At 65.1% G+C, this 24,738-nt stretch carries 17 protein-coding genes; all 17 read left to right on the top strand.

The window, feature by feature from the left end:
- Window positions 1-270 precede the first annotated feature (270 nt).
- The 17 genes from ACYQ01_RS04935 (at window position 271) to ACYQ01_RS04855 (ending at window position 24,710) form a co-directional block, all read left to right on the top strand.
- Window positions 271-3,054, top strand: a complete 2,784-nt coding sequence (locus tag ACYQ01_RS04935; RefSeq protein WP_459932716.1) for a glycosyltransferase family 2 protein — start codon at window positions 271-273, stop codon at window positions 3,052-3,054.
- Window positions 3,055-3,150: 96 nt separating this feature from the next.
- Window positions 3,151-4,962, top strand: coding sequence for an ABC transporter ATP-binding protein (locus tag ACYQ01_RS04930; RefSeq protein ID WP_459932715.1), 1,812 nt, complete (start codon window positions 3,151-3,153; stop codon window positions 4,960-4,962).
- 119 nt (window positions 4,963-5,081) lie between these two features.
- Window positions 5,082-5,840 (top strand): hypothetical protein, encoded by a 759-nt coding sequence (locus tag ACYQ01_RS04925; protein ID WP_459932714.1) that lies wholly within the window; start codon window positions 5,082-5,084, stop codon window positions 5,838-5,840.
- Window positions 5,841-5,850: 10 nt separating this feature from the next.
- On the top strand, window positions 5,851-7,032 hold the full coding sequence (locus ACYQ01_RS04920) for a glycosyltransferase (RefSeq protein ID WP_459932713.1): 1,182 nt from the start codon (window positions 5,851-5,853) through the stop codon (window positions 7,030-7,032).
- Window positions 7,033-7,522: 490 nt separating this feature from the next.
- Window positions 7,523-9,391 (top strand): hypothetical protein, encoded by a 1,869-nt coding sequence (locus tag ACYQ01_RS04915; RefSeq protein WP_459932712.1) that lies wholly within the window; start codon window positions 7,523-7,525, stop codon window positions 9,389-9,391.
- A complete protein-coding gene (galE, locus tag ACYQ01_RS04910; RefSeq protein WP_459932711.1) occupies window positions 9,388-10,368 on the top strand; it encodes a UDP-glucose 4-epimerase GalE in 981 nt (326 codons plus the stop codon). Before ACYQ01_RS04915 ends, galE begins: the two co-directional genes overlap by 4 nt.
- 230 nt (window positions 10,369-10,598) lie before the next feature.
- Window positions 10,599-10,943 (top strand): late competence development ComFB family protein, encoded by a 345-nt coding sequence (locus ACYQ01_RS04905; RefSeq protein ID WP_459932710.1) that lies wholly within the window; start codon window positions 10,599-10,601, stop codon window positions 10,941-10,943.
- A 217-nt stretch (window positions 10,944-11,160) separates the two neighbouring features.
- Window positions 11,161-14,637, top strand: a complete 3,477-nt coding sequence (dnaE, locus tag ACYQ01_RS04900) for a DNA polymerase III subunit alpha (RefSeq protein WP_459932709.1) — start codon at window positions 11,161-11,163, stop codon at window positions 14,635-14,637.
- Window positions 14,638-14,832: 195 nt separating this feature from the next.
- The gene (queD, locus tag ACYQ01_RS04895) at window positions 14,833-15,267 is read left to right on the top strand and encodes a 6-carboxytetrahydropterin synthase QueD (protein WP_459932708.1); all 435 of its coding nucleotides are present in this window, start codon (window positions 14,833-14,835) and stop codon (window positions 15,265-15,267) included.
- Window positions 15,264-15,734 (top strand): D-aminoacyl-tRNA deacylase, encoded by a 471-nt coding sequence (dtd, locus tag ACYQ01_RS04890; protein ID WP_459932707.1) that lies wholly within the window; start codon window positions 15,264-15,266, stop codon window positions 15,732-15,734. The genes queD and dtd overlap by 4 nt, the downstream gene beginning before the upstream one ends.
- On the top strand, window positions 15,731-17,284 hold the full coding sequence (locus ACYQ01_RS04885; protein WP_459932706.1) for a SpoIIE family protein phosphatase: 1,554 nt from the start codon (window positions 15,731-15,733) through the stop codon (window positions 17,282-17,284). The genes dtd and ACYQ01_RS04885 overlap by 4 nt, the downstream gene beginning before the upstream one ends.
- Window positions 17,272-17,616: an STAS domain-containing protein gene (locus ACYQ01_RS04880; RefSeq protein ID WP_459932705.1), complete on the top strand. Its 345-nt coding sequence runs from the start codon at window positions 17,272-17,274 to the stop codon at window positions 17,614-17,616. Before ACYQ01_RS04885 ends, ACYQ01_RS04880 begins: the two co-directional genes overlap by 13 nt.
- Before the next feature lie 4 nt (window positions 17,617-17,620).
- Window positions 17,621-18,805: a CgeB family protein gene (locus ACYQ01_RS04875; protein ID WP_459932704.1), complete on the top strand. Its 1,185-nt coding sequence runs from the start codon at window positions 17,621-17,623 to the stop codon at window positions 18,803-18,805.
- A gap of 175 nt (window positions 18,806-18,980) precedes the next feature.
- Complete coding sequence (locus ACYQ01_RS04870) at window positions 18,981-20,573, top strand: glycosyltransferase family 2 protein (RefSeq protein WP_459932703.1); 1,593 nt, start codon at window positions 18,981-18,983, stop codon at window positions 20,571-20,573.
- A complete protein-coding gene (locus ACYQ01_RS04865; RefSeq protein ID WP_459932702.1) occupies window positions 20,563-22,113 on the top strand; it encodes a glycosyltransferase family 9 protein in 1,551 nt (516 codons plus the stop codon). The genes ACYQ01_RS04870 and ACYQ01_RS04865 overlap by 11 nt, the downstream gene beginning before the upstream one ends.
- 106 nt (window positions 22,114-22,219) lie before the next feature.
- On the top strand, window positions 22,220-23,983 hold the full coding sequence (locus ACYQ01_RS04860) for a flagellar hook-length control protein FliK (protein ID WP_459932701.1): 1,764 nt from the start codon (window positions 22,220-22,222) through the stop codon (window positions 23,981-23,983).
- A gap of 19 nt (window positions 23,984-24,002) precedes the next feature.
- The gene (locus ACYQ01_RS04855; RefSeq protein ID WP_459932700.1) at window positions 24,003-24,710 is read left to right on the top strand and encodes a flagellar hook assembly protein FlgD; all 708 of its coding nucleotides are present in this window, start codon (window positions 24,003-24,005) and stop codon (window positions 24,708-24,710) included.
- Window positions 24,711-24,738: the final 28 nt, after the last annotated feature.

Raw genomic sequence — 24,738 nt, 5'->3', positions numbered from 1 at the left:
TTGGGCGTTGGTCTGTCGGATTTCTGTCAAGTGAAAATATCGTAACCGAGAAAAGGGTAATTTTTGTAACCGGAAGCCCTTTTCGCGAGACCGTCGCTTCCAGCCCCTCACAACTCCACGCTTTTTCGATCTGGCATACCGTTTGCTAATGACGCCGAACACGCCACGCGCGGCCAAGCCGCCCAGGCGGATTCAGGCGGCGGACAAGACGCCGCCGCCGGCGTAAACCAAACGAATATGCGGCCAACAGGCCGAAAGGACAAGGCTTCCATGTTCCAGATCGAAGGCGGAAACGCGACCCACGGCATTTTCGAACGCCCCCGGGTACACGGACGTTTTCTGTTCCACGGCGACGCCAAGTTTTTCATCAAGGGCGTGACCTACGGTCCGTTCCCGGAAAACGAAAACGGCGAGCCTCTGCCCGAAGCCGAACGTGTGGCCGAGGACTTCCGCCTCATGCGCGCCATCGGCGTGAACTCCATTCGCGTGTACTACGTGCCGCCCAAGTGGTTTCTCGACACCGCCGCCCGGCACGGTATTCACGTGATGGTGGGGGTGCCCTGGCCGCAGCACCTGTGTTTTCTCGACCAGTGGGAAGTCAAGGAACAGATCAAGGACGCCATGCGCGACGCGGCCAGGGCCTGCTCCGGGCATCCGGCCGTGCTGGCCTACCTGATCGGCAACGAGATCCCCAGCCACATCGTGCGCTGGCACGGGGCCCACAAGGTGGAGAAGTTCTTGGCCAAGCTGGCCAAGATCGTGCGCGAGAACGATCCCGGCGCCCTGGTCACCTACGCCAACTACCCCTCGACCGAGTACCTGAAGCTGCCCTTTTTGGACTTCCTCTCGGTCAACGTCTACCTGCACGACGAGAAGGCGTTTCGCCCCTACGTCAAGCGGTTGCAGAACATCGCCTGCGACATGCCCCTGGTGTTGTCCGAGTTCGGCATGGACTCCATGCGCCACGGCGAACAGGCCCAGGCCGATTTTCTGGACTGGCAGGTGAAGGCCGCCTTCGAAGAGGGTGTCTCCGGCACCATGGTCTTCGCCTGGACCGACGAATGGTACACCGGCGGACACCTTATCGAGGATTGGGCTTTCGGCATGGTGGACGCCGACCGCAAGCCCAAGGCGGCCTACCATGCCGTGGCCAAGGCCTACGGAGGAACCCTGCCGCCCCTGCCGGCCCGGTTGCCCATGATTTCCGTGGTGGTGTGCGCCTACAACGCCCAGTCCACCATGGAAGGCTGCCTGGCCAGCTTCCAGCATGTGGAGTACCCCAACTTCGAAGTGATCGTTGTTGACGACGGCTCCACGGACAAGACCGGAGAAATCTCGGACAAGTACGCGGCCAAGTTCCCCTTCATCCACGTGATTCATCAGCCCAACCTGGGACTGAGCGCCGCGCGCAACGTGGGCATGTACGCCTCCCAGGGCGAGATCGTGGCCTACACCGACTCGGACTGCTACGTGGATCCCCATTGGCTGACCTACATGGCCCAGGCCTTCCAGAACGAGACCTTCGCCGCCGTGGGCGGGCCCAACCTGCCCCCGCCCGAAGACAACCGCACCGCCGCCTGCGTGGCCGTGTCCCCCGGCGCGCCCACCCACGTGCTGCTCACCGACGAGATCGCCGAGCACATCCCGGGTTGCAACATGGCCTACCGCAAGGAACGCCTCATGGAGATCGGCGGCTTCGACGCCACCTATCGCGCGGCCGGCGACGACGTGGACGTGTGCTGGCGGCTCATGGACCAGGGCAACATCATCGGCTTTCACGCCGGCATGATGGTCTGGCACCACCGCCGCAACACCATCCGCGCCTACTTCAAGCAGCAGAAGGGCTACGGCTGCGCCGAAGCCCTGCTCATGCCCAAGCACCAGCACCGCTTCAACATGCTGGGCAACTCCCGCTGGGCCGGGCGCATCTACGGCGACATATCGGGCGTGCTGCTCGGCGCCAGGCCGGTGATCTACCACGGCGTGTTCGGGTCGGGGCTGTTCCAGACCCTGTACGAGCCCAAGGGAAGCCTGCTGGCCTACCTGCCGCTTTCCTTCGAATGGATGGTGTGCTCCGTGGCCATGGCCGCGTTCACCGCGCTCACGCCCTGGGCCGCCATTCCGGCCGCGCTCATGGCCATCACCACCCTGTGCTTCGTGATTCACCGCGCGGCCCAGGCCAAGCTGCCCGCGCGCCACGACACCGTGCTCGCCCGCACGACCATCGCCATCCTGACCCTGTTGCAGCCCTGGTTGCGCGGCAAGGCCCGTTACCAGACGCTCATCGCGCTGCGCCGGGCCGGACGCAAGGGCATCAAGCGCTCCAACATGGCGGTGTTGGGCCTGCCCGAAGAGGCCAACCTGCCTCGCTACGGCCTGTGGTCCAAGATCAAGGACGCCTTCTCGCTGGCCCGCCACGGCGCGACCTTCCATCGCTACTTTTGGAACTCCCGCTCGCTGGAGCGCGAAGAGGTGCTCGACCACATCCTGCGCGTGCTGCGCACCTTGAACGTGACCCACTCCACGGACAACGGGTTCGCCTCTTCCGGCAACGCCCCGTGGGACCTGCGCGTGCAGCCCGGCCTGCTCACCGCCATGCGCCTGCGCGTCACGGTCGAACACCACGGCGGGGAAAAGCGGTTCGTGCGCCTGGCCGGCTCCATTCTGCCCACCCGCGTGGCCATGGGCCTGGTGGGAGCGCTCACTGTCGCGGGTCTGGGCTGCCTGGCCTTCAAGGCCCTGATTCCGGCCGCGTGCCTGGGCGGAGCCGCCGCCTTCACCGCCCTGTGGGTCGCCCGTGAAATGGCCCAGGCCGCGTCGCTGGCCACCAGGCTGTCCCACCACATCGTGGCCTGCAAGCCCGGCTGCTCGCTCCAAGCCCCGGTCGAAGCTGAAACGGCCGAACCCGCCGAGGAAACGTCCGAAGCCGTGGCCGTAAAGACCGCCCCCGCCGCCCGCGACGAGGAAACGGCCGAAGCCGCCCTGGTTCAGGCCCCCGACCAGTCCGCCCAGGCCGAGCCGGTGCGCGCCGCCGTGGAAGCCCCTCTTCAGTAGTAAGTGACATCGCCCACGCTCTAGCGTAAGACCCCGGGCCGGGGAGATTTTCTCCCCGGCCCGGATTGCGGTCAACCCGAACCCCCCCACACCATCATGGCCGTTTTTCTGAAACTCCTCGGATACTTGCGGCCCTACACCCCGCTGTTCCTGCTCTGTCTGGCAATGGTCGGGGTGCAAAGCGCCCTCGAACTGCTCAAGCCCTGGCCCCTCAAGATCGCCGTGGACCAGGTGATAGCCAAGAAGCCCCTGGAATTTTTGGGCTTCACCTTGCCGCCCGAAGTGGTCTCCACCTCCACCGAGCTGCTCATCGTGGCCGTGTCCCTGGTGGCCATCCACTTTCTGGTGGGCTTTGTGCAACTGGCCAACAACTACCTCACCATCCGCATGGGACAGGACATGGTGCAGGATTTTCGCTGCGACCTCTTCGACCACTTGCAGCGCCAGTCCCTGTTGTTCCACCAGACCAGGCCCACGGGGGACCTCATCTTCGGACTCATGAGCAACACCTATTCGGTGCAAACCCTGCTCATGAACGGGGTGTTCTCCACGTTGACCAGCCTGGTGCTGCTGTTCGGCATGCTCGTGGTGCTTCTGGGCGTGGACCCGGTGCTTACGCTCTACGCCATGGGCGTGGTGCCCTTGCTTATCCTGGCCATTTCGGCCGTGAGCAAGAAGATCGGCATGCTGACCTACGAAAGCACCATGAAAGAGTCGCAGGTCTACGCCACGGTGGAGAACATCTTTTCGTCCATCTCCCTGGTGCAGGCCTTCGCCCGCGAGGACGAAGAGCGCAAACGCTTTGTTGACGAGTCCAAGCACAGCTTCGACCGCAAGCTGAGCCTCTATTCGCTCCAGACCGCCTACGGTTGGATCATCGGCGGCATCACCGCCGCGGGAACGGCCTTCGTGCTTTACGTGGGGGCCACCCACGTGCTGGAAGGCAAGCTCTCCACCGGCGAGCTGCTCGTGTTCCTGGGCTACCTGGCCACCCTGTATACGCCGCTCAACAATCTCTCCACCACCATGGCCGCCATCCGGGGATCGCTGGCCCAGGCCAAGCAGGTCATGGACATCATGGACCAGGACCAGTCCATGCCCGAAGCCCCGGACGCCAAACCCCTGGAGATCAAGAACGGCGAGGTGCGCTTCGAGGGCGTGACCTTCGGCTACGATCCCGCGCGCCCGGTGCTCACCAACGTCGACGTGGTGTGCCCCGGCGGCTCCACCGTCGCCGTGGTGGGGCAGACCGGCGCGGGCAAAACCTCGCTCATCAGCCTGTTGCTTCGCTTCTACGACCCCCAGAAGGGCCGCATCGTCATCGACGGGCAGGATCTCAAGAGCGTGACTCTCAAGAGCCTGCGCCAGCAGATCGCCATCGTGCTCCAGGACACCCACCTCTTTCCCATGAGCGTGCATGACAACATCGCCTATGGAAGGAAAAACGCCACCCGCGAAGAGGTGATCGAAGCCGCCAGGCAGGCCAACGCCCACGAGTTCGTCGAGACCATGCCCCAGGGCTACGACACCGTTCTCGACGAACGCGGCTCCAACCTCTCGGGCGGGCAGCGCCAGCGCCTGGCCATTGCCAGGGCGCTCCTCAAGAACGCGCCCCTGCTCATTCTCGACGAGCCCACCTCGGCCCTGGACGCCGGCACCGAGGCCCTCATCATGGAAAGTCTGGACCGGCTCATGCAAAATCGCACCACGTTCGTCATCGCCCACCGCATGTCCATGATGCGCCGGGCCGATCTCATTCTCGTGGTCAAGGACAAGACCATCTCGGAAATGGGCACCTTCCAGGAACTTCTCGACCTGGGCGGGGAATTCGCCCGGCTGCACAGTCTGCAATTCGCTCCCCTCAAGGAACGCCGGCCCAAAACGCCGGAAGTCGAAGGCGCGGCTTAGGGGAAGCGGGAGGAACACGTCGGCGGGCGCGGGTCCGCGCCTGCGGCGTCGGGGAGTTTTTGGGGCGAACGGGGCGATGTCCCCACTGTGGTTTCGACAACGAAACAGGCGGTGAGAGCATGCGCGCGAAACGATTTTCCGTACTCTTGGCTCGCTTGGTCCTGGTCGGGCTGGCGCTTCTATGTCTTGCGGCGGCGGGTTGCGCCGCGCCCAAACATGTGGTGCGGGTGGAGTCCTCGGGCCATCCGGCCAAGGTCGGAGCGAAGTTCCTGGTCGCTCCCGGGGTCATGGACGCCAAGATCGACGATCCCAAGTTCCAGGCCGTGGCCCGGCAGTTGGCCGAGTTTCTGGTGAAAAAGGGCTACGTGCAGGTGACGAGCTACGACCAGGCCGAACTCGTGGTGTACTTGGCCTACGCGGTGAAGGGGTCGGTCCGGCCAGGCCACGCCCCGGGCGGAGGATTTTTCGCTCCGATGGCCGCTCCGTCGAACCTGGAAGCGCAGACGGCCACGGGCCTGCATCTGAGCGCCGAGCACGAAATGCTGACCGCGAGCCCGCTTGGGTCCTCGCCCACGGCGGGATTCATGGGCGGGGGGATGTTCGGCATGGGCCGCGGGGGCATGGGCCCGGAAGTGCGCTACGACCTGTCGTTTCTCATCGAGGCCATGAACTTGGCCAAATACAAAAAGAACGATCCCGACTTCATCCTCTGGCAGGTGCGCGTGGCCACCTCCGGCTTGCCGGAGGACATTCCGCGCGCCATGCCCTACGTGTTGGCCGCCATTTCCGACTACATCGGCAAGAGCGCCTTCCTGACCCTGGAGGTGGACGAGAAGATGAACGTCACCGTCCAGAGAAAACCCCATCCCAAACCGTAATGCCAACGCCATGAAAAAACGCACCGTCATCGTCTCGGGCCTTGCCTGCACCTATCCCCTGGGCGGCGTCGCCTGGGACTACATCCAGTACCTGCACGGGTTTCACAAGCTCGGCCACGACGTCTACTATCTCGAAGACACGGGCGGCTGGGCCTACGATCCGGTGAACGTCACCTTCACCGAGGACTACAGTTATCACGTCCAGTATATCACGGATTACCTGGCCGCCCTGGACCCCGCCCTGGCCAAGCGCTTTTGCGTGCGCGATCCGGGCGACAACTTCCACGGGCTTTCCCGCGAGGCTCTGGCCGACGTGGTCAAGCGGGCCGACGTGGTGTTCAACATCTCCACCACGCTCTGGATGCGCGAGGAGTACCAGTCCATACCGGTCAAGGTGCTCATCGACTCGGACCCCATGTACACGCAGGCCGGCATTCCCGATTATCTGGCCGGCACGGCCACGGAAAAGGACATCAAGAACGTCGAGCACATGAAGTCGCACGACCGGTTCTTCAGCTTCGCGGAGAACTTCGGCCGGGACGACTGCCTGATTCCCAAGGGCGTGTTCGATTGGCGTCCCACCCGCCAACCCATCGTGCTGGACTGCTGGACCCCGCCCCGGCCGCCGGCTTCCCAGGCGTTCACCACCGTGCTCTCCTGGCAGCCCAAGGAGTCCGGCCCCAAGATCGACGGCGTGCAGTACGGCGGCAAGAACATGGAATTCTTGCGCTTCATCGATCTGCCGCAAAAGACCTCCGCCACGCTGGAGTTGGCCCTGGGACAGGGCCGGCCGCCGCGCGAGATGCTGGCCGAAAAGGGCTGGAAGCTGGAGGACGGTTTCGCCAAGTCGTCCACGCCCTGGCTCTACCGCGACTACATCTGGGACAGCTTCGCCGAGTTCAGCATGGCCAAGAACGCCTACGCGGCGTCGAAATCCGGATGGTTTTCCTGCCGTAGCGCCTGCTACCTGGCCGCCGGCCGCCCCTGCGTGGTGCAGGACACCGGGTTTTCGGAGTTCATGCCCACGGGCGAAGGGGTGCTCGCGTTTACGAACGAAGACCAAGCCCTGGCCGGCATCGAAGCCGTGCGCGCCGATTGGGACAAGCACGCCCGGGCCGCGCGTCGTTTCGCCGAGGACTGGTTCGATTCGGACAAGGTGTTGGCCAAGCTGCTGGCCGACGCGTTGGAGTAGCAGCCGGTCGAAAACTCCTCGCTGGCTGCGGTGCTCCAAAAAAGTCAAACCCTCACGGAGGGGAACTACCCTTCGGGCTTGGCTTTTTTTCGCGCCTTGCCAACAAGGTCTTTGAACCGGCTGCAAGAATCGATTTTTTGCGCAGTCTTGTAGGGCGGAAGAAGAATGAGGAAAGGGGAAGGAAGAGGGAAGACGGGGGGAACCTTTTGTGAACAAAAGGTTCCCCCCGGCCCCCCCTCCCAAAAACTTCAAGTTGGGTGAGGTCGGTTTGAAAGCTATTTTTGGGCGAGCCCAAAATACGGGGGACCGGGGGGGAGCTTCCTCTCCCACGGGATGCGGTGCCGGCTTGCCGGCAGCACTGCGCGAAGCGCAGCAGGGAGCAGGGCGGCCTTGCCGCCCGTCGCGGCTTTTGCAAACCCCATCTTTGGGGTTTGCCCTTTCGCTACGGCGCGGAGCCCCTGCTCTTTTTTGGGTTTGTTGCTTCCTGCTTTTGGTCTTTTCGACCGCTCCGGCCCGGGCCGAAGGCTGGTCCACGTTCGAACGGGGCGGGGTGCGCTGGCTGTCCGATCCGTCCGGTCGGCCATTCTATTCCATCGGCGCCGACACGGTGAACGGTTTCAAGAACGACGCCAAGGCCAAGGCCGGCAAGGCCTACTATTGGGGCCGGTATTATCCTTCCCTGGAAGACTGGGGTGCCGACACGCAGAAGCGGCTCGAATCCTGGGGCTTCAACACTCTGGGCGGCTGGTCCGAAGAGTCGAAGGTCATGAGCCTGCCCATCATTCCCGAGACCGATCTGGGCCGCAACTCCCGCCTGCATTGGTTCGACGCCTTCGCGCCGGAGATGGATCAGGTCGCCGTGGACACGGCCCGCCGGATACTCAAGGACCTGCCGCACGGCCCCCGGCTCATCGGCGTGTTCACGGACAACGAGGTGGGCTGGTGGAACGCGCCTCTGTTTTCCTGGCACCTGGCCCAGAACTGGGGGATCTATTCCAAGCGGGTGCTCTGGCGACTGCTCTACGACACCTATCAGGGCCGTTGGGAAGAACTCACACGGGACTTCGTTCCCGGCAAGGACGTGGACGGCTTCGAGTCGCTCAAGGCGTCCGGGGCTTCGCTCAAACTGCGCCCGGGCGGCCACGGCATCAAGGTCATCGGCCGTTTCACCTACCTGGTGGCCAGGCGCTACTACGACGTGGCCTTTCGGGCCGTGCGCAAGGCCGCTCCCGGCGTGCTGGTGGTGGGAGACCGGTTGCCGCTCTACTACTGCCAGGACGCCGTGCTGGCCCAAAAGGGCCTGGTGGACGTGCTTTCCACCAACTACAACGTGGATTGTCCCGACGGCTGGGTGGCCCCGTATTATTTCGAGGGGCTGGCCAAGCTTTCTCCCGCGCCGGTGCTCATTTCGGAATTCTTTTTCGCCGCCAGGGAAAATCGCAGCGGCAACGCCAACAACGGCCACCTCATGCATGTCGACACCCAGGAGCAGCGGGCCAGGGGAGCCGCGGCCGCCATGGCCAACTTCGCGGGCTTTCCCAACGTGGCCGGAACGCACTGGTTCCAGTATACCGACGAGCCCTCGGGGGGCCGAAACGACGGCGAGGACTTCAACATGGGCCTGGTGGACAACGACAACCGGCCCTACGAACTCTTGACCGAGACCCTGGCCAGGCAAAACCCCACCCTGGCCGGCCGGCACGCCTCCAGCCGGTGGGAGTCCGTTCCCCCGGAGAGCGCGCAAATCGTACTCCTGCGCGCCAAGGACAAGAGCCTCGGCGACGGTTCGCTCCTGGACTGGCCGCGCAAGGCCGACACCCGCCTCCTGGGCTTTCACACGCCGTCCCCCTATGTGCCCTTCGGCGACGTCCACCTGGCCTGGGGGCCGGAAGGGCTGTACTTTTTCAACATCGCCGGCAACTACGTGGACTTGAGTCTGCTGGACTATCAGGGGGAGTATCCGCTGTCCGAGACGTACCAGATCCACTTTTACGTGGACGCGGGCGCGGGGGAACGTCACTTCGCCGCGCACCTTTCGCCCCGGCCCCATTCGGTGTGGCCGGGCCGCTTCGAGTTGGTTCCCCAGCTCTGGCGCTATGAGAACGACAAACCCGTGGAACGCCTGGACACGGCCGGACGTCTGCAGGCCCTGGACAAGCCCCTGCCCCACATTCAGGTGGAAGGCCTGCTGTCCTCCGGGCTTCTGGGCGTGGACAAGCTCGAGCCCGGGCAGGTCCTCACGGTGCGCGTTCGGGTGACCAACTTCTACAACGAACTCACCATGACCTGGGATCGCAGGGGACAACCGCGCGAGGTCGTCCTGGGCCGGGCCGTGGATACCGACGGAGCCAATCCATGAGCAAAGAACGCATTCTCGTCACGGGCGGGGCGGGCTACATCGGCTCGCACACCTGCAAGGCCCTGAGCCGGGCCGGTTTCGAGCCCGTCGCCTTCGACAGCCTGGTCTACGGTCACGAGTGGGCGGTGAAGTGGGGGCCGCTGGTCAAGGGCGACATTCTGGACGGCCAGGCCCTGGACGCGGTTTTCGCCGAGTATCGGCCGGTCGCGGTCATGCACTTCGCGGCCTTCGCCTACGTGGGCGAGTCCGTGTCTGACCCGGAAAAGTACTACCGCAACAACGTGGCCGGGACCCTGTCGCTGCTTTCGGCCATGCGCCGGGCCGGGTGCGAAAACATCGTGTTCTCCAGTACTTGCGCTACCTACGGCGTGCCGCAAGAGCTGCCGCTGCGCGAGGATCATCCGCAAAAGCCCATCAATCCCTACGGCTGGACCAAGCTCATGATGGAGCAGACCCTGCGCGACTTCGATCAGGCCTATGCCATCAAGCACGCCAGCCTGCGCTATTTCAACGCCGCCGGGGCCGATCCCGACGGGGAAATCGGCGAGGACCACGACCCCGAGACCCACCTTATTCCCCTGGTGATCTACGCCACCCAGGGCCGGCGCGGCCAGGTGGAGATCTTCGGCACGGACTACGATACCCGCGACGGCACCTGCGTGCGCGACTACATTCATGTCAGCGACCTGGCCCAGGCCCACATCCTGGCCCTGGACTTCCTGCGCCGCAAACGCGAGAGCCTGACCGTGAACCTGGGGACGGGCAACGGCCAGACCGTGCGCGAGGTGATACGCGCCGTGGAAAAGGTTTCGGGCAAGACCACCCCGGTCAAGGAAGGACCGCGCCGTCCCGGGGACCCGCCGGGCCTCTACGCCCGCGCCGACCGGGCCATGGAGCTTCTGGGATGGAAACCGGCCCTGGGCGATATCGAAACCATCGTGTCCACGGCCTGGGCCTGGCACGAGAAGCATCGCTGAGCGCCTTTTCGACCAATCGAACCGGCCTCGGACGCGGCATGCACGCGTCCGAGGCCGGTTTCGCGTTTTCCGAGGGGGGGTGTCCGGTCGGCGCGCGGGGAATTTCCAGCCGAAAAGCGTTCATCCGATTGGAATCCGGGACAGAATGAACATCCCGGAGTGGGGCTGAAGGCTTAGAACGTCCGAGGAGCGCTTCTTGTTTCGGTTGGCCCTTTTCACCGAGGCCAAATATGGGTATTATAAGAAAACAACCCGCAAGGGAGGTTGTATCCGGAGGATCGATCATGCCGAAAAAACCGCCGCTGGAAATACGAGGCGTTCCCCTGGAAGGAATCAGGAACAGGAACGAATGCCGCGTGGCCAAAGTCCTCGAGCGCGTGCTCGACGAAATGGCCGAAGATTTCACTCCGGACCCCCTGGACGTGCAGGATATTTACGCCCTTACGCTCAACCTCCTGCCCTCGCGCTACGCGCAGAGGGCCACCATCATCCTCAAGGAGCCCGTCAAGGAGTGCCATATCGAAACCGCCATACGCCGCGCGATTCGGGTTGTGCGCGAACGGCCCAAGTATTAGAATAAAACCGCGACGACGCGGATAGAGGTTCCGAAGCCATGCGCCCCCTTGCGCCATGGCTTGCCCGATACGTTCACAACTTGTAGGAAGCAGCGCGCTGGTCCTGCGCCGAGCCTCCAGCGGCGAAGCGTCCGGCGTTTCGCGCTCCGGCGACCGAAGCCGCCATCCGGTTTCGCGCCGCTTGGTCGCGCGCTCTCTCCCTCTTAGGGTTCCCCCCATGGCCAACTTTGTTCACTTGCACTGCCACACCGAATATTCCCTGCTCGACGGGGCCATCCGCATCAAGGACCTGGTCAAGCGCGCCGTGGAGTTCGGCTGCCCGGCCGCCGCCATCACCGACCACGGCAACATGCACGGGGCCCTGGTCTTCTATCAGGCCTGCAAGGATGCGGGCATCAAACCCATTCTCGGCTGCGAGGTGTATGTGGCCAAGGGAAGCCGGCGCGAAAAAAACGCCCGCTCCCCGCGCGACGCCGGATACCATCTGGTGCTTCTGGCCCAGAACGAGGTCGGGTTTCGCAACCTGCTCAAGTTGACCAGCGAGGGCTATTTGACGGGGTTTCACTACAAGCCCCGCGTGGACAAGGAGCTTCTGGCCGAACACAACGAGGGCGTCATCGCCCTTTCCGCCTGCCTCAAGGGGGAAATCCACCAGGCCCTGCTCAAGGAAGGCCCGGAAGCCGGACTGGCCATGGCCCGCCGGTACATGGAACTCTTTCCCGACAGGCTCTATCTGGAGCTTCAGGCCAACGACCTGCCCGAACAGGCCGTGCTCAACGCGATGGTGGTCGAACTGGCCGACAAGACCGGCCTGCCCCTGGTGGCCACCAACGACTGCCACTATTTGAACGCCGACGACGCCTCGGCCCACGACGTGCTCCTGTGCATACAGACCCAGGCCCAGGTGGACGATGTCAAGCGCATGCGGTTCACCACCCAGCAGCTCTACTACAAGAGCCCGGACGAGATGGCCCGGGATTTTCCCGAACAGCCCCAGGCCCTGGCCAACACCTGCGCCATAGCCGACCGGGTGGACCTCAAGCTCGATCTCAAGACCTACCATTTTCCGGTCTACGAAGTGGACCCGGGCAAGTCCCTGGACGACGAGATGGCCGAGATGGCCCGCCAGGGCCTCAAGGACCGCCTGGCCAAGCGCGACCTCTCCGAGGCCGAGGCCAAGCGGTACTGGGACCGCCTGGACTACGAACTGGACGTCATCACCAAGATGGGGTTCCCCGGATACTTTCTCATCGTGCAGGACTTCATCAACTGGGCCAAGGGGCACGGCATCCCCGTGGGACCGGGACGCGGCTCGGCGGCCGGGTCCCTGGTGGCCTACAGCCTGCGCATCACCAACCTCGACCCCTTGCCCTACGATCTGCTGTTCGAACGGTTTCTCAACATCGAACGCGTGTCCATGCCCGATATCGACGTGGACTTCTGCGAACGCCGGCGAACGGAAGTGATCCGCTACGTGTCGGAAAAGTACGGTCGCGACTCCGTGGCCCAGATCACCACCTTCGGCACCATGAAGGCCAAGGCCGTGGTGCGCGACGTGGGCCGGGCGCTGGGCATGAGCTTCGCCGAGACCGACCGCATCGCCAAGCTCATCCCCGAAGACCTGAAGATGACCATCGACAAGGCCCTGGCCATGACGCCGGAACTTTCCGCCCTCATGGAGCAGGACCCCAAGATCTCCCGGCTCATCGACGTGTCGCGCCGCCTGGAGGGGTTGTCGCGCCACGCCTCCACCCACGCGGCCGGGGTGGTCATCTCCGACAAGCCCATGACCGAGTATGTGCCGCTCTACCAGGGCAAGAACCAGGAAATCGTCACCCAGTGGGACATGAAACGGGTGGAGAAGGTCGGCCTGGTCAAGTTTGACTTTCTGGGCCTCAAGACCATGACCGTGATCCAGGACGCCCTGGACATCATCCGCGAGATGGGCAAGACCCCGCCCGACCTGGACACCCTGGGCCTGGACGACCCGGCCACCTACGACCTCTTTTGCAAGGGCGACACCGACGGCATCTTCCAGGTGGAGTCCGACGGCATGCGCAAGTACCTGCGCCAGCTCAAGCCCAACTGCTTCGAGGACATCATCGCCATGCTGGCCCTGTACCGTCCGGGACCGCTGGGTTCGGGCATGGTGGAGGAGTTCATCAAGCGCAAGCACGGCCAGGTGGAGGTGTCCTATCCCCACCCGGACCTGGAGGGCGCCCTCAAGCCCACCTACGGGGTTATCGTTTATCAGGAGCAGGTCATGCAGATCGCCCAGGTGCTCTCGGGGTACTCCCTGGGCGAGGGCGACCTCCTGCGCCGGGCCATGGGCAAGAAAAACGCCGAGGAAATGGCCCAGCAGCGGGCCAGGTTCCTCTCCGGGGCCAAAGAGAAGAAGATCCCCGAGACCCAGGCCAACGAAATCTTCGACCTCATGGAGAAGTTCGCCGAGTACGGCTTCAACAAGTCGCACTCGGCGGCCTACGCCCTGATCAGCTACCACACGGCCTATCTGAAGGCCCACTTTCCCGTGGCCTTCATGGCCGCGCTCATCACGTCGGACATTGAAAACCAGGACAAGGTCCTCAAGTACATCGCCGACTGCCAGGACCGCGACATCGAGGTGCTGCCGCCGACAGTCAACTTGTCCATGCGCCACTTCAGCGTCGTGGACGACAGAATTGTCTACGGCCTGGCCGGCATCAAGAACGTGGGCGCGGAAGCCATCAACGAAATCGTGGCCGAGCGGGAAAAAAACGGCCCCTTCGAGAGCTTTTTCAACGTGGCCTGCCGGGTGAACCTGCGCAAGGTGACCAAACGGGTGTTCGAGTACCTGATCAAGGCCGGGGCCATGGACAGCTTCGACGTGCCCCGCGCCGCGCTCGTGGCCAGCATCGACAAGGTGGTGGGCCAGGCCCAGAAGCGCGCCGAAGACAAGGCCCGCGGCCAGTTGTCGCTCATGGCCCTGGCGCCGGTCCCCAAGACCAAGACCAGCGGCGTGGGGCTCTCCTGCGAGGAGGCCCAGGTGCCGGAGTGGAGCCACGAGCAGCTCATGGCCTACGAAAAGGAGGCCCTGGGCTTTTACCTGACCAGCCACCCCCTCAAGGCCTACGTGCGCGACCTGCGCCGCATGGGCGTGCGCGCCCTGCAGGACTGCCGGGGGTTTCCCGCCGGAACCGAGGTCAAGGTGGCCGCCGTCATCACCACCCGCAAGGAGATCATCACCAAGAAGGGCGACCGCATGGCCTTCATGGGCCTGGAGGATATGGGCGGCGAGGCCGAGGGCATCTTTTTCCCCGAGTCGTTTCTCAAACTGCGCGAGGTGATCGCGGGCGACCAGCCCCTGCTTATTACGGCCAAGATCAACGGGTCGCAGCAGGACCAGGCCGAGGGCGAACCCCCGGCCAAGGTCAAGCTCGACGTGCAGGACGCCAAACCCCTGGTGGAGGCCGTGCAGGCGGGCGAGGAGCCCGTGGAGGTGCGGGTGGAGGCCTCGGCCAAACCCTCCCTTGCGGCCCTTGCGGAAATATTTCATAGGTATCCCGGCCAGGCGGACGTGCACCTGCGCCTGTGTTTCGCCCGGGTGGAGTGCCTGGTGGGACTGCCCGAAGAACTGCGGGTCGCTCCCTGCCCGGACTTCTGGCGCGACGTGGACGACTATCTGGCCGGCGTGCCGGAAGCCCAGCCGGCTTAAGTTCGGTTCGTCCGCGCCGGGAAGCCGGAGGCAAGGCCTGCGCCGCAGACGGGAGACGGCTCCGGGAGCCGTTGGCCCGAAAGCGCCGCCCGGCGTCGGAGCACGCGGCCCGGGCGAAGCGGCCGGGCCGCGAGAGCCCCCGCCGCCGGAGCCGACGGCCGGGAACCGCATGCAACAACCCCTTGAAGGAGCGCCATGAACGCCACTCCAGAAGCCAAAACCGTTTCCGCCCGCCAGGGGGGACGCCGGGGCGTCTTCCGGTTGACCATTTGCGGCGAGTTTTCCTCGTCGCACTGCCTGCGAAACTACCAGGGACCGTGCGAGTCCCTGCACGGACACAATTTTCTCGTGGAGGCCGTGTTCGAGGGCGACCGCCTGACCGAAGACACCGAGATGCTCATGGATTTCAAGGAGCTCAAGGCCAAGCTGGGCCAGGTGTTGGACAAGCTCGACCACAAGCACCTCAACGACGTGCCCTATTTCACGCGCCGCAATCCCACGGCCGAGAACCTGGCCCGGTTCATCTACTGGGAGTTGGGGCGGCTGTTGGCCGGCGCTCCCGCCCAGGTGGCCGAGGTCAGCGTGTACGAAAAGCGCACCAGCAAGGCCACCTACTTCGAGGTCTCGTGAGGCTTCTGGTGCAGCGTGTGCGCCAGGGCCGGGTGGATGTGGCCGGGGAGCGCGTCGGGGCCATCGATCAGGGGCTGGTCGTTCTGGTGGGCTTTGGCGCGCACGACGACGCGGACGCGCCCCAACGTCCCTGGTGGAAGGCCATGGCCGACAAGCTGGCGGTCCTGCGTCTGTTTTCCGACGACCAGGGCCGCATGAACCTGAGCGTGGCCGACCGGGGAGGCGGATTGCTCCTGGTGCCGCAGTTCACCCTGTACGCCGACTGCCGCCGTGGCAGGAGGCCGAGTTTTGACGGGGCCGCGCCCGGTCCCGTGGCCAGGATCTTGTTCGACCGCTTCGCGGCCGACATGCGCGCCCGCCTGCCCGGACGAGTGGAGTGCGGCGTGTTCGGAGCCGATATGGACGTCACCCTCACCAACCAGGGGCCGGTCACGGTCCTTCTCGACAGCGCGGACTTTTCACGATGAGCGGCGCAAAAAACGACGTACGCATTCTGGTTGTGGACGATTCGAGCACGGTCCTGCGCCTGCTCGTCTACATTCTGGGCCAATGCTACACCCTGCAAAGCGCCACGGACGGCCTTCAGGCCATCAAGGCCCACGCCCAGTTCAAGCCCGACATCATCATCTTGGACATGAACATGCCCGTGAAGTCGGGCATCGAGGTCATGGAGCACGTGCGCCAGACCGCCCAGGACCACGAGGTGCAAATCATCGTGCTCACGGCGCAGGACAGCATGCCCCTCAAGGCCAAGGCCTTCGCCGCCGGCGCCAACGACTTCCTGGCCAAGCCGTTCGACCGGGAGGAGCTTTTGGCCCGGGTGGGCGCCGCCGCCCGCCAGGTGACGCTCACCCGCCGCCTGCGCATGGCCTACGAGCGCATAAGCCGCGAGATCGACCTGGTGGCCGGCCTGCAACGCCGGCTGTTGCCCGACTGCCAGGCCCCGGCCGGGGACACCGCCGTGGACTGCTTCTATCATCCGTCGGGCCGGGCCAGCGGCGACTACTACGATTTCTTCAACCTTCCGGGCGGCGGCGTGCGGGTGGTGATGGCCGACGTGTCCGGCCACGGGGCCAGGGCCGCCTTCCTCATGGCCGTGGTGCGCACCCTGGTGCGCGTCTCCGAGATCCACTACCTGAGCCTGGCCGAAACCTTCGGCCTGGCCAGCCATCATCTGTTGTCCTCCATCGGCGAGGAGCCGGATTTCGTGAGCATGTTCGGGGCCGATATCGCTCCCGACCTCTCCGAGATCACCTACATTAACGCCGGGCATTGTCCGGCGCTCCTCTGGCAGGGCGGCAAGGTGGAAGTCCTGGAGCCGACGGCCTCGGTGCTCGGGTTTTTCAACCAGAAGCTCAAACCGGTGACCATCGGCGTGGAAAAACCCTCCGAGCTGTTTCTCTATACGGACGGCTGGTACGAGTGGCGCACCCCGTCGGGCGGCATCTACGGGTTGGAGCGCTTCCAGGAACTGGCCCGGGAAATGATGCTCTCCGGGCGTTTCTCCCTGGCCAACCTGCTCGGCGAGCTTTCCGGCGAAGCCCAGGCCGGCCCGGTGTTTCTCGACGACGTCACCGCCCTGCGGGTGACCATCGGCAAGCCGCAGACCAGGGTGTTCAGGGCCGTGTCCTCGCCCGGACGCAGCCGCCAGTTGGCCCGCGAAGTGGTCGCCGCCATCGGCGAATGGGTGTCCGACGAGGACGTGCTGCACGATCTGGACATCATGCTCACCGAGGCCTGCGCCAACATCACCCGCCACGCCTACCAGGGCGGGGAGGGCGACATGGAGGTGCGCTTGACCGTCCGGCCCGGCCAGAGTGTGGAGTTGACCATCGTGGATTGGGGCAAGGGGTTCGAGGGCAAGGTCAATTTCGACAATCCGGGACCCGACTCCGAATGCGGACGTGGCATGTTTCTCATTCGCAAGCTTTCCGACATCTGCCGGATCTATCGGGCGGGTCGGGAAAACGTGCTGCACATCGTCAAGATCATAAGGAAGGAATCGTGGAGAACCTGATCTGGCAGCCTTTCGACGGCGCGCTGCTGTGCCGCTGCAAGGGCGAAATAACCGTGGAGATGACCCAGGGACTCAAACGCGAAGTGGAGTCCGCCCTGGAAAAGAGCGGCCACCGCGCCCTGGTGCTCGACCTTTCGGAAGTCAACTTCATGGACTCCTCGGGCATCGGCTTTCTTGTGGCCTGCAACACCCGCATGCAGAGCATGGGCAAGACCCTGGTGCTGCTACGCCCCAGCCCCCAGGTGGAAAAAACCCTGAATCTCGTGCAACTCATGAGCTATTTTACCGTGGCCAAGACCCCGGAAGAAGCCGCCTCCCTGACGGGACAATAGAGCGATGGCCGGTCCCAGGGTGCTTTTGATCACCAGCCGCTACTTTCTCTGCGGCGAGGTGATGCGCGCCTTCGACCGTTTGGGCGTGGAATACGACTATCTGGACACCGGAGGCGACGAGGTGGCCCTTGACGACCACCTGCCCCGGCTGGTGCGCTCGCTCAAGACCCTGCGTCCGCATTTCGCGCTGACCGTCAACCACCTGGGCGTTGACCACGAAGGCCTGCTCACCGGCCTCTTGTCGCGCATGGACATCCCCCTGGCCTCCTGGTTCGTGGACAACCCCTACCTGGCCTTGGCCATCTACCGGCGTCCGGCGGCCAAGCGCACGGCCATGTTCACCTGGGACGCCGACAATCTGGAACCCCTGCGCCGCAGCGGCTTCACCAACGTCTATTACCTGCCCCTGGCCACGGACGAGCAGCGCTTCGCCCCGGGCCGCCACGAAGGGCGCGACAGGCCCTGGCGGGCCAGAGTGAGCTTCGTGGGCAACTCCATGGTGATCAAGACCGCGTTGCGGCTGGAATACTCCAGACCCACTCCGGGGCTGCTCGGGGCCTTCGCCGAACTGGCCGAGGGCTTCGGCGACCACCCGGCCTGGAGCGTACGCGCCTATCTGGCCGAATACCGCCCGGACCTGACGGAAGAGTTCGCGGCCCTGGGGAATGCGTCCCGGCAACTGGCTTTCGAGACGGCGGTCATCTGGGAATCCACCCGGCGCTACCGCCGGCGCTGCCTTCGGGAGCTTATGCCCTTTTCCCCGCTCATCGTGGGCGACGAGGGGTGGCTGGCCACCTTCCAGGGACACGAAGACGAGTTCACCCGCCTGCCCGAACTGTCCTACTACGAACAGTTGCCGGATTTTTACCCCCTGAGCGACGTGAACTTCAACTGCACCAGTCTCCAGATGAAGGGTGCGGTCAACCAGCGGGTGTTCGACGTGCCGGCCTGCGGGGCCTTTCTGCTGACGGATCGGCGCGCCCAGATGGAGGCCTTGTTCGAGCCCGGAAAGGAAATGGCGGTGTACGACCATCCCGGTGAAATCGTCGATCTGACCCGCCACTACCTGGCCCACCCCGAAGAGCGGACCCGCATGGCCAAGGCCGCCAGACGTCGGGTGCTGGCCGAACACACCTACACCACGCGCATGAGCCAACTGCTGGATGTCATGCGTCGGGATTTTTCCTGACATGGCCGGGCCGGACGGTTCCGGGCATGGGTGTCACGCCCGGCCGCGCTCCGTGTCGGACACCCCGGCCCCGGGGGGCGCGGCGGATGCGACCGGGGCGCCGGCCGGGGAAGGTTCCGCCTTTTCGCGTCGCGGTTCGACCGGGGGCCAGGAAATTCCGTCTGGCGTCTGGCCCGTGGCCGTCCTGCCCGAACCGCTGCGCTCGGGGCTCCTGCACGGCTGCGAGGGGGCCGCGCACATGGCCGAATGCGCTCGCTTGGCCGGTCGCGAGGGGCTTTCGTCCTTGGCCTGGCGATTGGCCGGGTTCGCCTGGTCCTTCGACCCCCTGCGTCCGGCGTTGGCGTCCGATGTGACCGGGGCCGACCCCGTGGGTCACGCCCTGGCCCGGCATGTGCTCAAACATTTTCGGCCGCCGGCCGATCAGGCCTATTATCGGCGCTTGGCTCTGCGCCGGGAGCCGGACAAGATTTTCGCGTACCTGGCCAAACAGCGGGAAAAAGAGCCGGGCAATCCGCATTGGATCGGCCTTTCGCTTTTTCACGCCGCGGCCGAGGAGGACTGGGACTTGGCCCTCTCCCTGGCCGGCGACCTTCCCGAGCCCCTGGCCCTTCTGGTGGGAGCGGGACACGACATGCTGCGCGGCCGGCCCGAAAGCGCCCTGGACGGGTATCGCCGTCTGGCCGGGCTCTGGGAGGCCCCTGGGCTGGACTGGCGCGCCGGACTGGCCCTGGCCGCGCTGGGCGATGCGCGGGGCGCGGTCCGAAGCTTGCGCCGCGAGTTGACGGCCAATCCCTGGAACGTTTCGGCCCTGCTCGTGCTGGCCGATCTGGTGCTTGGTCGCGACCGGGCGCGGGCGTGCCTGCCGGGGAGCGTCTCCATCCTGCTCTACAGTTTTCGCAAGCCCCGCGACCTGCGCCGCACCCTGGAAAGCCTGGCGGTCAGCGACCTGGACCGGGCCGCGGCGACTTGGCGCGTCACCGTGCTCGACAACGGCTCGGGCGACGAGACCGGGCGCGTTCTTTCCGACTTCGCCGAGCGGCTGGGGACCGAGCGGTTTCACGCCGAACGTCTTCCGGTCAACGTGGGCGCTCCGGCCGCGCGCAACTGGCTGGCCTCCTTGCCGCATGTGCGGGCCAGCGACTTCGCCCTGTACCTCGACGACGACGTGGAATTGCCCCGGGACTGGCTTTCGCGGCTGGGCGCGGCCGTGGCCGCCTATCCCCGGGCCGGGGTGTGGGGCTGCCTGGTCAAGGATCACGCCCGGCCCAGTCGGATACAGTCCGCCGACGTGTTTCTTGATCCCCGGCGGGATCCGGAAGACCAGGCGCGTTTTTCTCTTTCTTCGGGTCACCACCAGACCCTGGACCAGGGCCAGTTCGCCCGCGTGCGTCCCTGCGCCACGGTCACCGGCTGCTGTCACCTCTTTCGCACCGCCGAGCTGATTGCCGGCAAGGGCTTCGATCTGCGTTACTCCCCCTCCCAGTACGACGATCTGGACCACGACATCCGGCTGTTGCTCGCCGACAAGCCCCCCGTATTCCAGGGGCACCTGGCCATCGGCCACTTCAAGAGCACCGGCGCGCAGGGACAACCCGGACAGGCCCTTTTCGACCTGGGCGCGGCCAATCAGTACAAGCTTCACCACAGCTATACGCCGGACCAGTTCGCCCGGGCCGCCCGCGTCGCCGACATGGCCGCGCTGAAGGACGGAGCGTGGAAATGGCGGGTGGTCGCGGGGGAAGACGCCGAGGGACGCGGTGAGCGGTGAAGCGGCTCCGGCGCTGGTGTTGCAAATGCAGCGCATGGGCGACATCGTGTTGTCGTTTCCGCTGTTTTTGTGGCTGGCCCGCCACTCGCCCGCCCGGCCCGTTTGGGTGGTGGCCGAACCGGTTTTTTATGAGGAGCTCAAGGGGCTTTCCCCGTCCGTGGTCTACATCCCCTGGACGGCTACGGAACATTTGGAGAGTCGTCCTTACGCCCTGATCGTCAATCTGAGTCATCGCCGCGAGGCGGCGCAGCTCGCCGGAAGGTTGGATGCGCCGAGAAAAATCGGACCCGTGATCGAGCCGGATGGCACGCTTCGGGTGCGCGGCACGGGCCAGCTCTACCGGACCTCGCTCAGCCACAACAACCGGTACAACCGCTTCCACTGGGCCGAACTCAACGCCCTGGACTGCACCGACCCCGGGGTGTACGCGGCCACGCGCTTCGACTCGCCCCGTTGGCCGGACAGACGGGAGAAGTCCGTGGGCCTGTTCCTGGGCGCCAGTCAGGAGAGCAAACGCCCGGACGTTTCGTTTTCCGCGGATCTGGTCTTCGAACTGGAGCGCCGGGGCCTCAAGGTCGCGCTCTTTGGCGGCCCCGCCGACGTGGAACTGGGCCGCGCGGTGGAGCAGGCGACCCGTGGCCGGCCCGTGAACCTGTGCGGCCGGCTCTCCTTGCGTCAGTTCATGGCTGCCGGCCAGACCCTGGATCTGCTCGTCACCCCGGACACCGGCCCCATGCACGTGGCTGCCTGGTCCGGCCTGGCCACGCTCAATCTTTCCATGGGGCCGGTGAGTCCCTGGGAGACCGGACCGTTTCCTGCGGGACATTTCGTGCTGCGCGCCGCCATGTCCTGCCTGGGCTGCTGGCGCTGCCGCTTCGACGCGCCGCGCTGTCGGGAGCGCTTTCGCCCCCGCGACGTGGCCTATCTGGTCTGGCGTCTGCTGGCCACGGGCGGCGACGCCGCGCGGCTGACCGCGCCCAAGGGGACCCGGCTCTTCCGCACCGCCCGCACCCCGGACGGCCTGTACGACCTGGAGCGGATCGGTTCGCCCCGGGTCGACGAGATCCTTTGGGATCGGGGGGGCGCCCCGAAATCCGGCTCGCCCTCCGGTTCGCGAATCGAGCGGACTCCCCGTCCGGGGCCTGACGCGGCGTTGGCCCCGACATCCGGCGCGACGGCGCCGTTGTGGCCCGGTTCGGCTGGCGATGTCCTGGGCGAGTTCTGGCGGTCGGTGTTCGCCGCGCATTTCCGGCTCGTGCCCGGGGACAGGCCGTCTCTGGCCTGGGCCGGGCTGGTTCGGACCCATCCTCGTCTGGCCTTGGCCCTGGCCAGGCATTTGGCCGATTTGGCCAGACGCGTCAGCCTGGCCCGGGCGGCAAGTCCCGTCGATCCCGGGCAAGACTTCTGGCTCGGCGCGGCCCCCCTGGTGCGCCCGCTCGCCGGGTTCATGCACATGCGGGCCCAGAACGCGGACCTGACCCCGAAGGCCTGGACCGAGGCCCTGGGACTGCTGGAAACCGTTCTGGCCGCCTGTTCCTGAGCCTTTCGCCCGCCAAGGCGGCAAATCCTTCCTCAAATACGGCAAGAAAGGCCGTTTGTTCAGGCTGGTACGGCTTTTGTACCAGTCGCGGCGCAGGAGGAAGACCATGCAGATACTTCCCGGTTTGACCGCGACATCCAAGACCCCTCTGCCGGATTATTTTTCCGGCTTGCAAAGTTCGCAAAGCGCCGGAACCCAGTTCGCCGAATTGTTCGCCAAGCGCTATCAGTCCATGCGCCAGACCCTGGCCACGCTTGGCGTGACGGATACCACGGCCTCCGACCTGTCCCAGGATTTGACCGCGCTGCAAAGTCTTAGCGCCTCGTCCGCTTCGTCGTCCGGGACCCAGTCCAGCCAGGCCTCCAAGGTCCTTTCGGACTCCGTTCAGCTCGACGCCATGCAGAACGTGAAGATGACCCAGGAAGATTTTGCCCAATTGCGTCCCAAGCTGGAGCAGGCCGGGATCGACAAGGAAACCTTGGACGACGTGCAGACCAAGGTTTCCAGCCCGGAAGGCATGACCTGGGGACAGTTCGTCTACACCCTGCGCGAGGGCGTTACCGATCAGGTCATGGGCAAGGTGCAGCTCACCGACCAGGACAAGCAGGGCCTGACCGACTTCTTCACCCGCCTGGGCTTTGATTCCGGGCAGGCCAAGAGCATGATGGAGAGCGTGGCCTCCGGCAAGGGCTCTGACGTGTGGAAGCAGGTGAACGCCAAGCTGGCTTCGCTTTCCCCGGACGATACGTTGAGCTTTTCGCCGGACGAGTTGCAGGCCCTGAGCAAGGCCATGCGCCTCACGCCCGAGTCCCAGGCCAAGCTTTCCCCGCTGTTTCAGGCCATGGAGTCGCAAAGCCTCACGGCCAAGGACGTGGCTGAGGCGCTGCGCCTGATGCACGGCGAGCAGAGCAAGCAACTCGACAAGGTGGACCAGGTCATGGGCGGCGTGCGCCAGGCGGTGGGCGATGTGCTCGCCGACTCGGCCGACCGCTACGGCCTGTCCCGAAAGACCGTGGAGAATCAGCTCGACGCCAAGAACCTCGCCACGGGCGGAAACGCCGAAAAGATCAACGCCGCCCAGTCCGCCAACAAGGAAGCGGACAAGGCCGGCGATCCCGGGCAACAGGGACATGGCAACTCCCAGAATCCGCAGAACGCCCGCAACGATCTCGCGGGTTGGAGCGGACAGCGCGGCCAGACCGGGAACGGTTCGGAGCAGCAGAAGTCCGCCCAGGACAAGGCCTGGTCCGATTTCTGGGGCAAGATGCGCACGGAGGAGGGCGGTTCCGTGGGAACCCAGTCCAGCCTGGACAAGGGATCGGCCCTGGGCGGACTTTTCGGCCAGAGCCAGTCCGGCGTCGCCGCCGGCTCCCAGACCCGGGCCGGCCAGGCCGCCACGGATCGGGCCCAGGCCCAGAGCCTTCTCGACCAGGTGGAAAACGGCGTCTTGCGGAACCTGGGCCAGGGAACCAAGCAACTCTCCCTTGAACTCAGTCCCGACAACCTGGGCAAGCTCAATGTGGTGCTCACGGTCAAGGGCAAGGAAGTGCAGGCCGTCATCAAGGCCGAAAGCCCGGAGGCCAGCAAGCTTCTGGCGGAAAATTTGGCCCAGGTGAAGGAAAGCCTGGAGCGCCAGGGGCTCACCGTTTCCAAGCTGGAGGTGCGCACCGGGCTTTCCCAGGAGCAGAACCTGGGCCAGCAATGGAGCGGCGCCGAACAGCACAACCAGGCGCAGGAACGGCGGGACGCCCTGGGACGCATGCGGGTGGGCTCGGCTTTGGGCGGCGTGGGCGAGATTTTGGCCCAGGACGTGCAGAGTCAGGTGAGGACGGCAAGTTCTTCCCAGAGCGGGCTCGATCTCATCGCCTAAGCCGTCCAGGAGAGCGACCATGAGCACCACGTACACGGATTACGCCGGAGTGAGCGCCGGAATCATCGGCAGAGCCGAGACGGAGTTTCAGACGACCACCACCTCGGGCGACTCCAGCCTGGGCAAGGACGACTTTCTGAAGCTTCTCGTCACCCAGCTCCAGGCGCAGGATCCTCTGAGCCCCATGGACGACAAGGAATTCGTGGCCGAGCTCTCCCAGTTTTCGAGTCTTGAACAGCTCACCAACATTTCCACGGGAATAAGCAGCCTGACCACTCTGGGGTCGCAGCAACTGGCCCTGGGCGCGGTGGGATTCATCGGCAAGGACGTCAAGGCCGCCGGCGACAGCCTGACCAAGTCGGGCGGCAAGGTCGGGGCCATGACCTACACGCTGAGCGACGCCGCGAGCAAGGTGAGCGTGAACATCATGGACGCCAACGGCAACATCGTGAGCACCCTGGACCTGGGGGCCAAGGCCGCCGGCGACCAGACCTTTCAGTGGAACGGCAAGAGCTCCAACGGGACGGTCATGCCGGACGGCATCTACAAGGTCGGCATCTCGGCCCAGAAGTCGGACGGCAGTTCCATGCTCGTGTCGAGCAGCGTGACCGGCACCGTGACCGGGGCCGGCAATCAGGACGGAAATTTCGTGCTCAAGCTCTCCGACGGACGCAGCGTAAAGCTCACGGACGTGCAGGAAGTGGTGACATCCGCCACGACGTCGTAGTCGGTCGGCACTCTTTTTGGAGGTGGTT

The sequence above is a fragment of the Fundidesulfovibrio butyratiphilus genome, from assembly GCF_054657235.1.
This window is presented reverse-complemented; position numbering and strand designations above follow the sequence as displayed.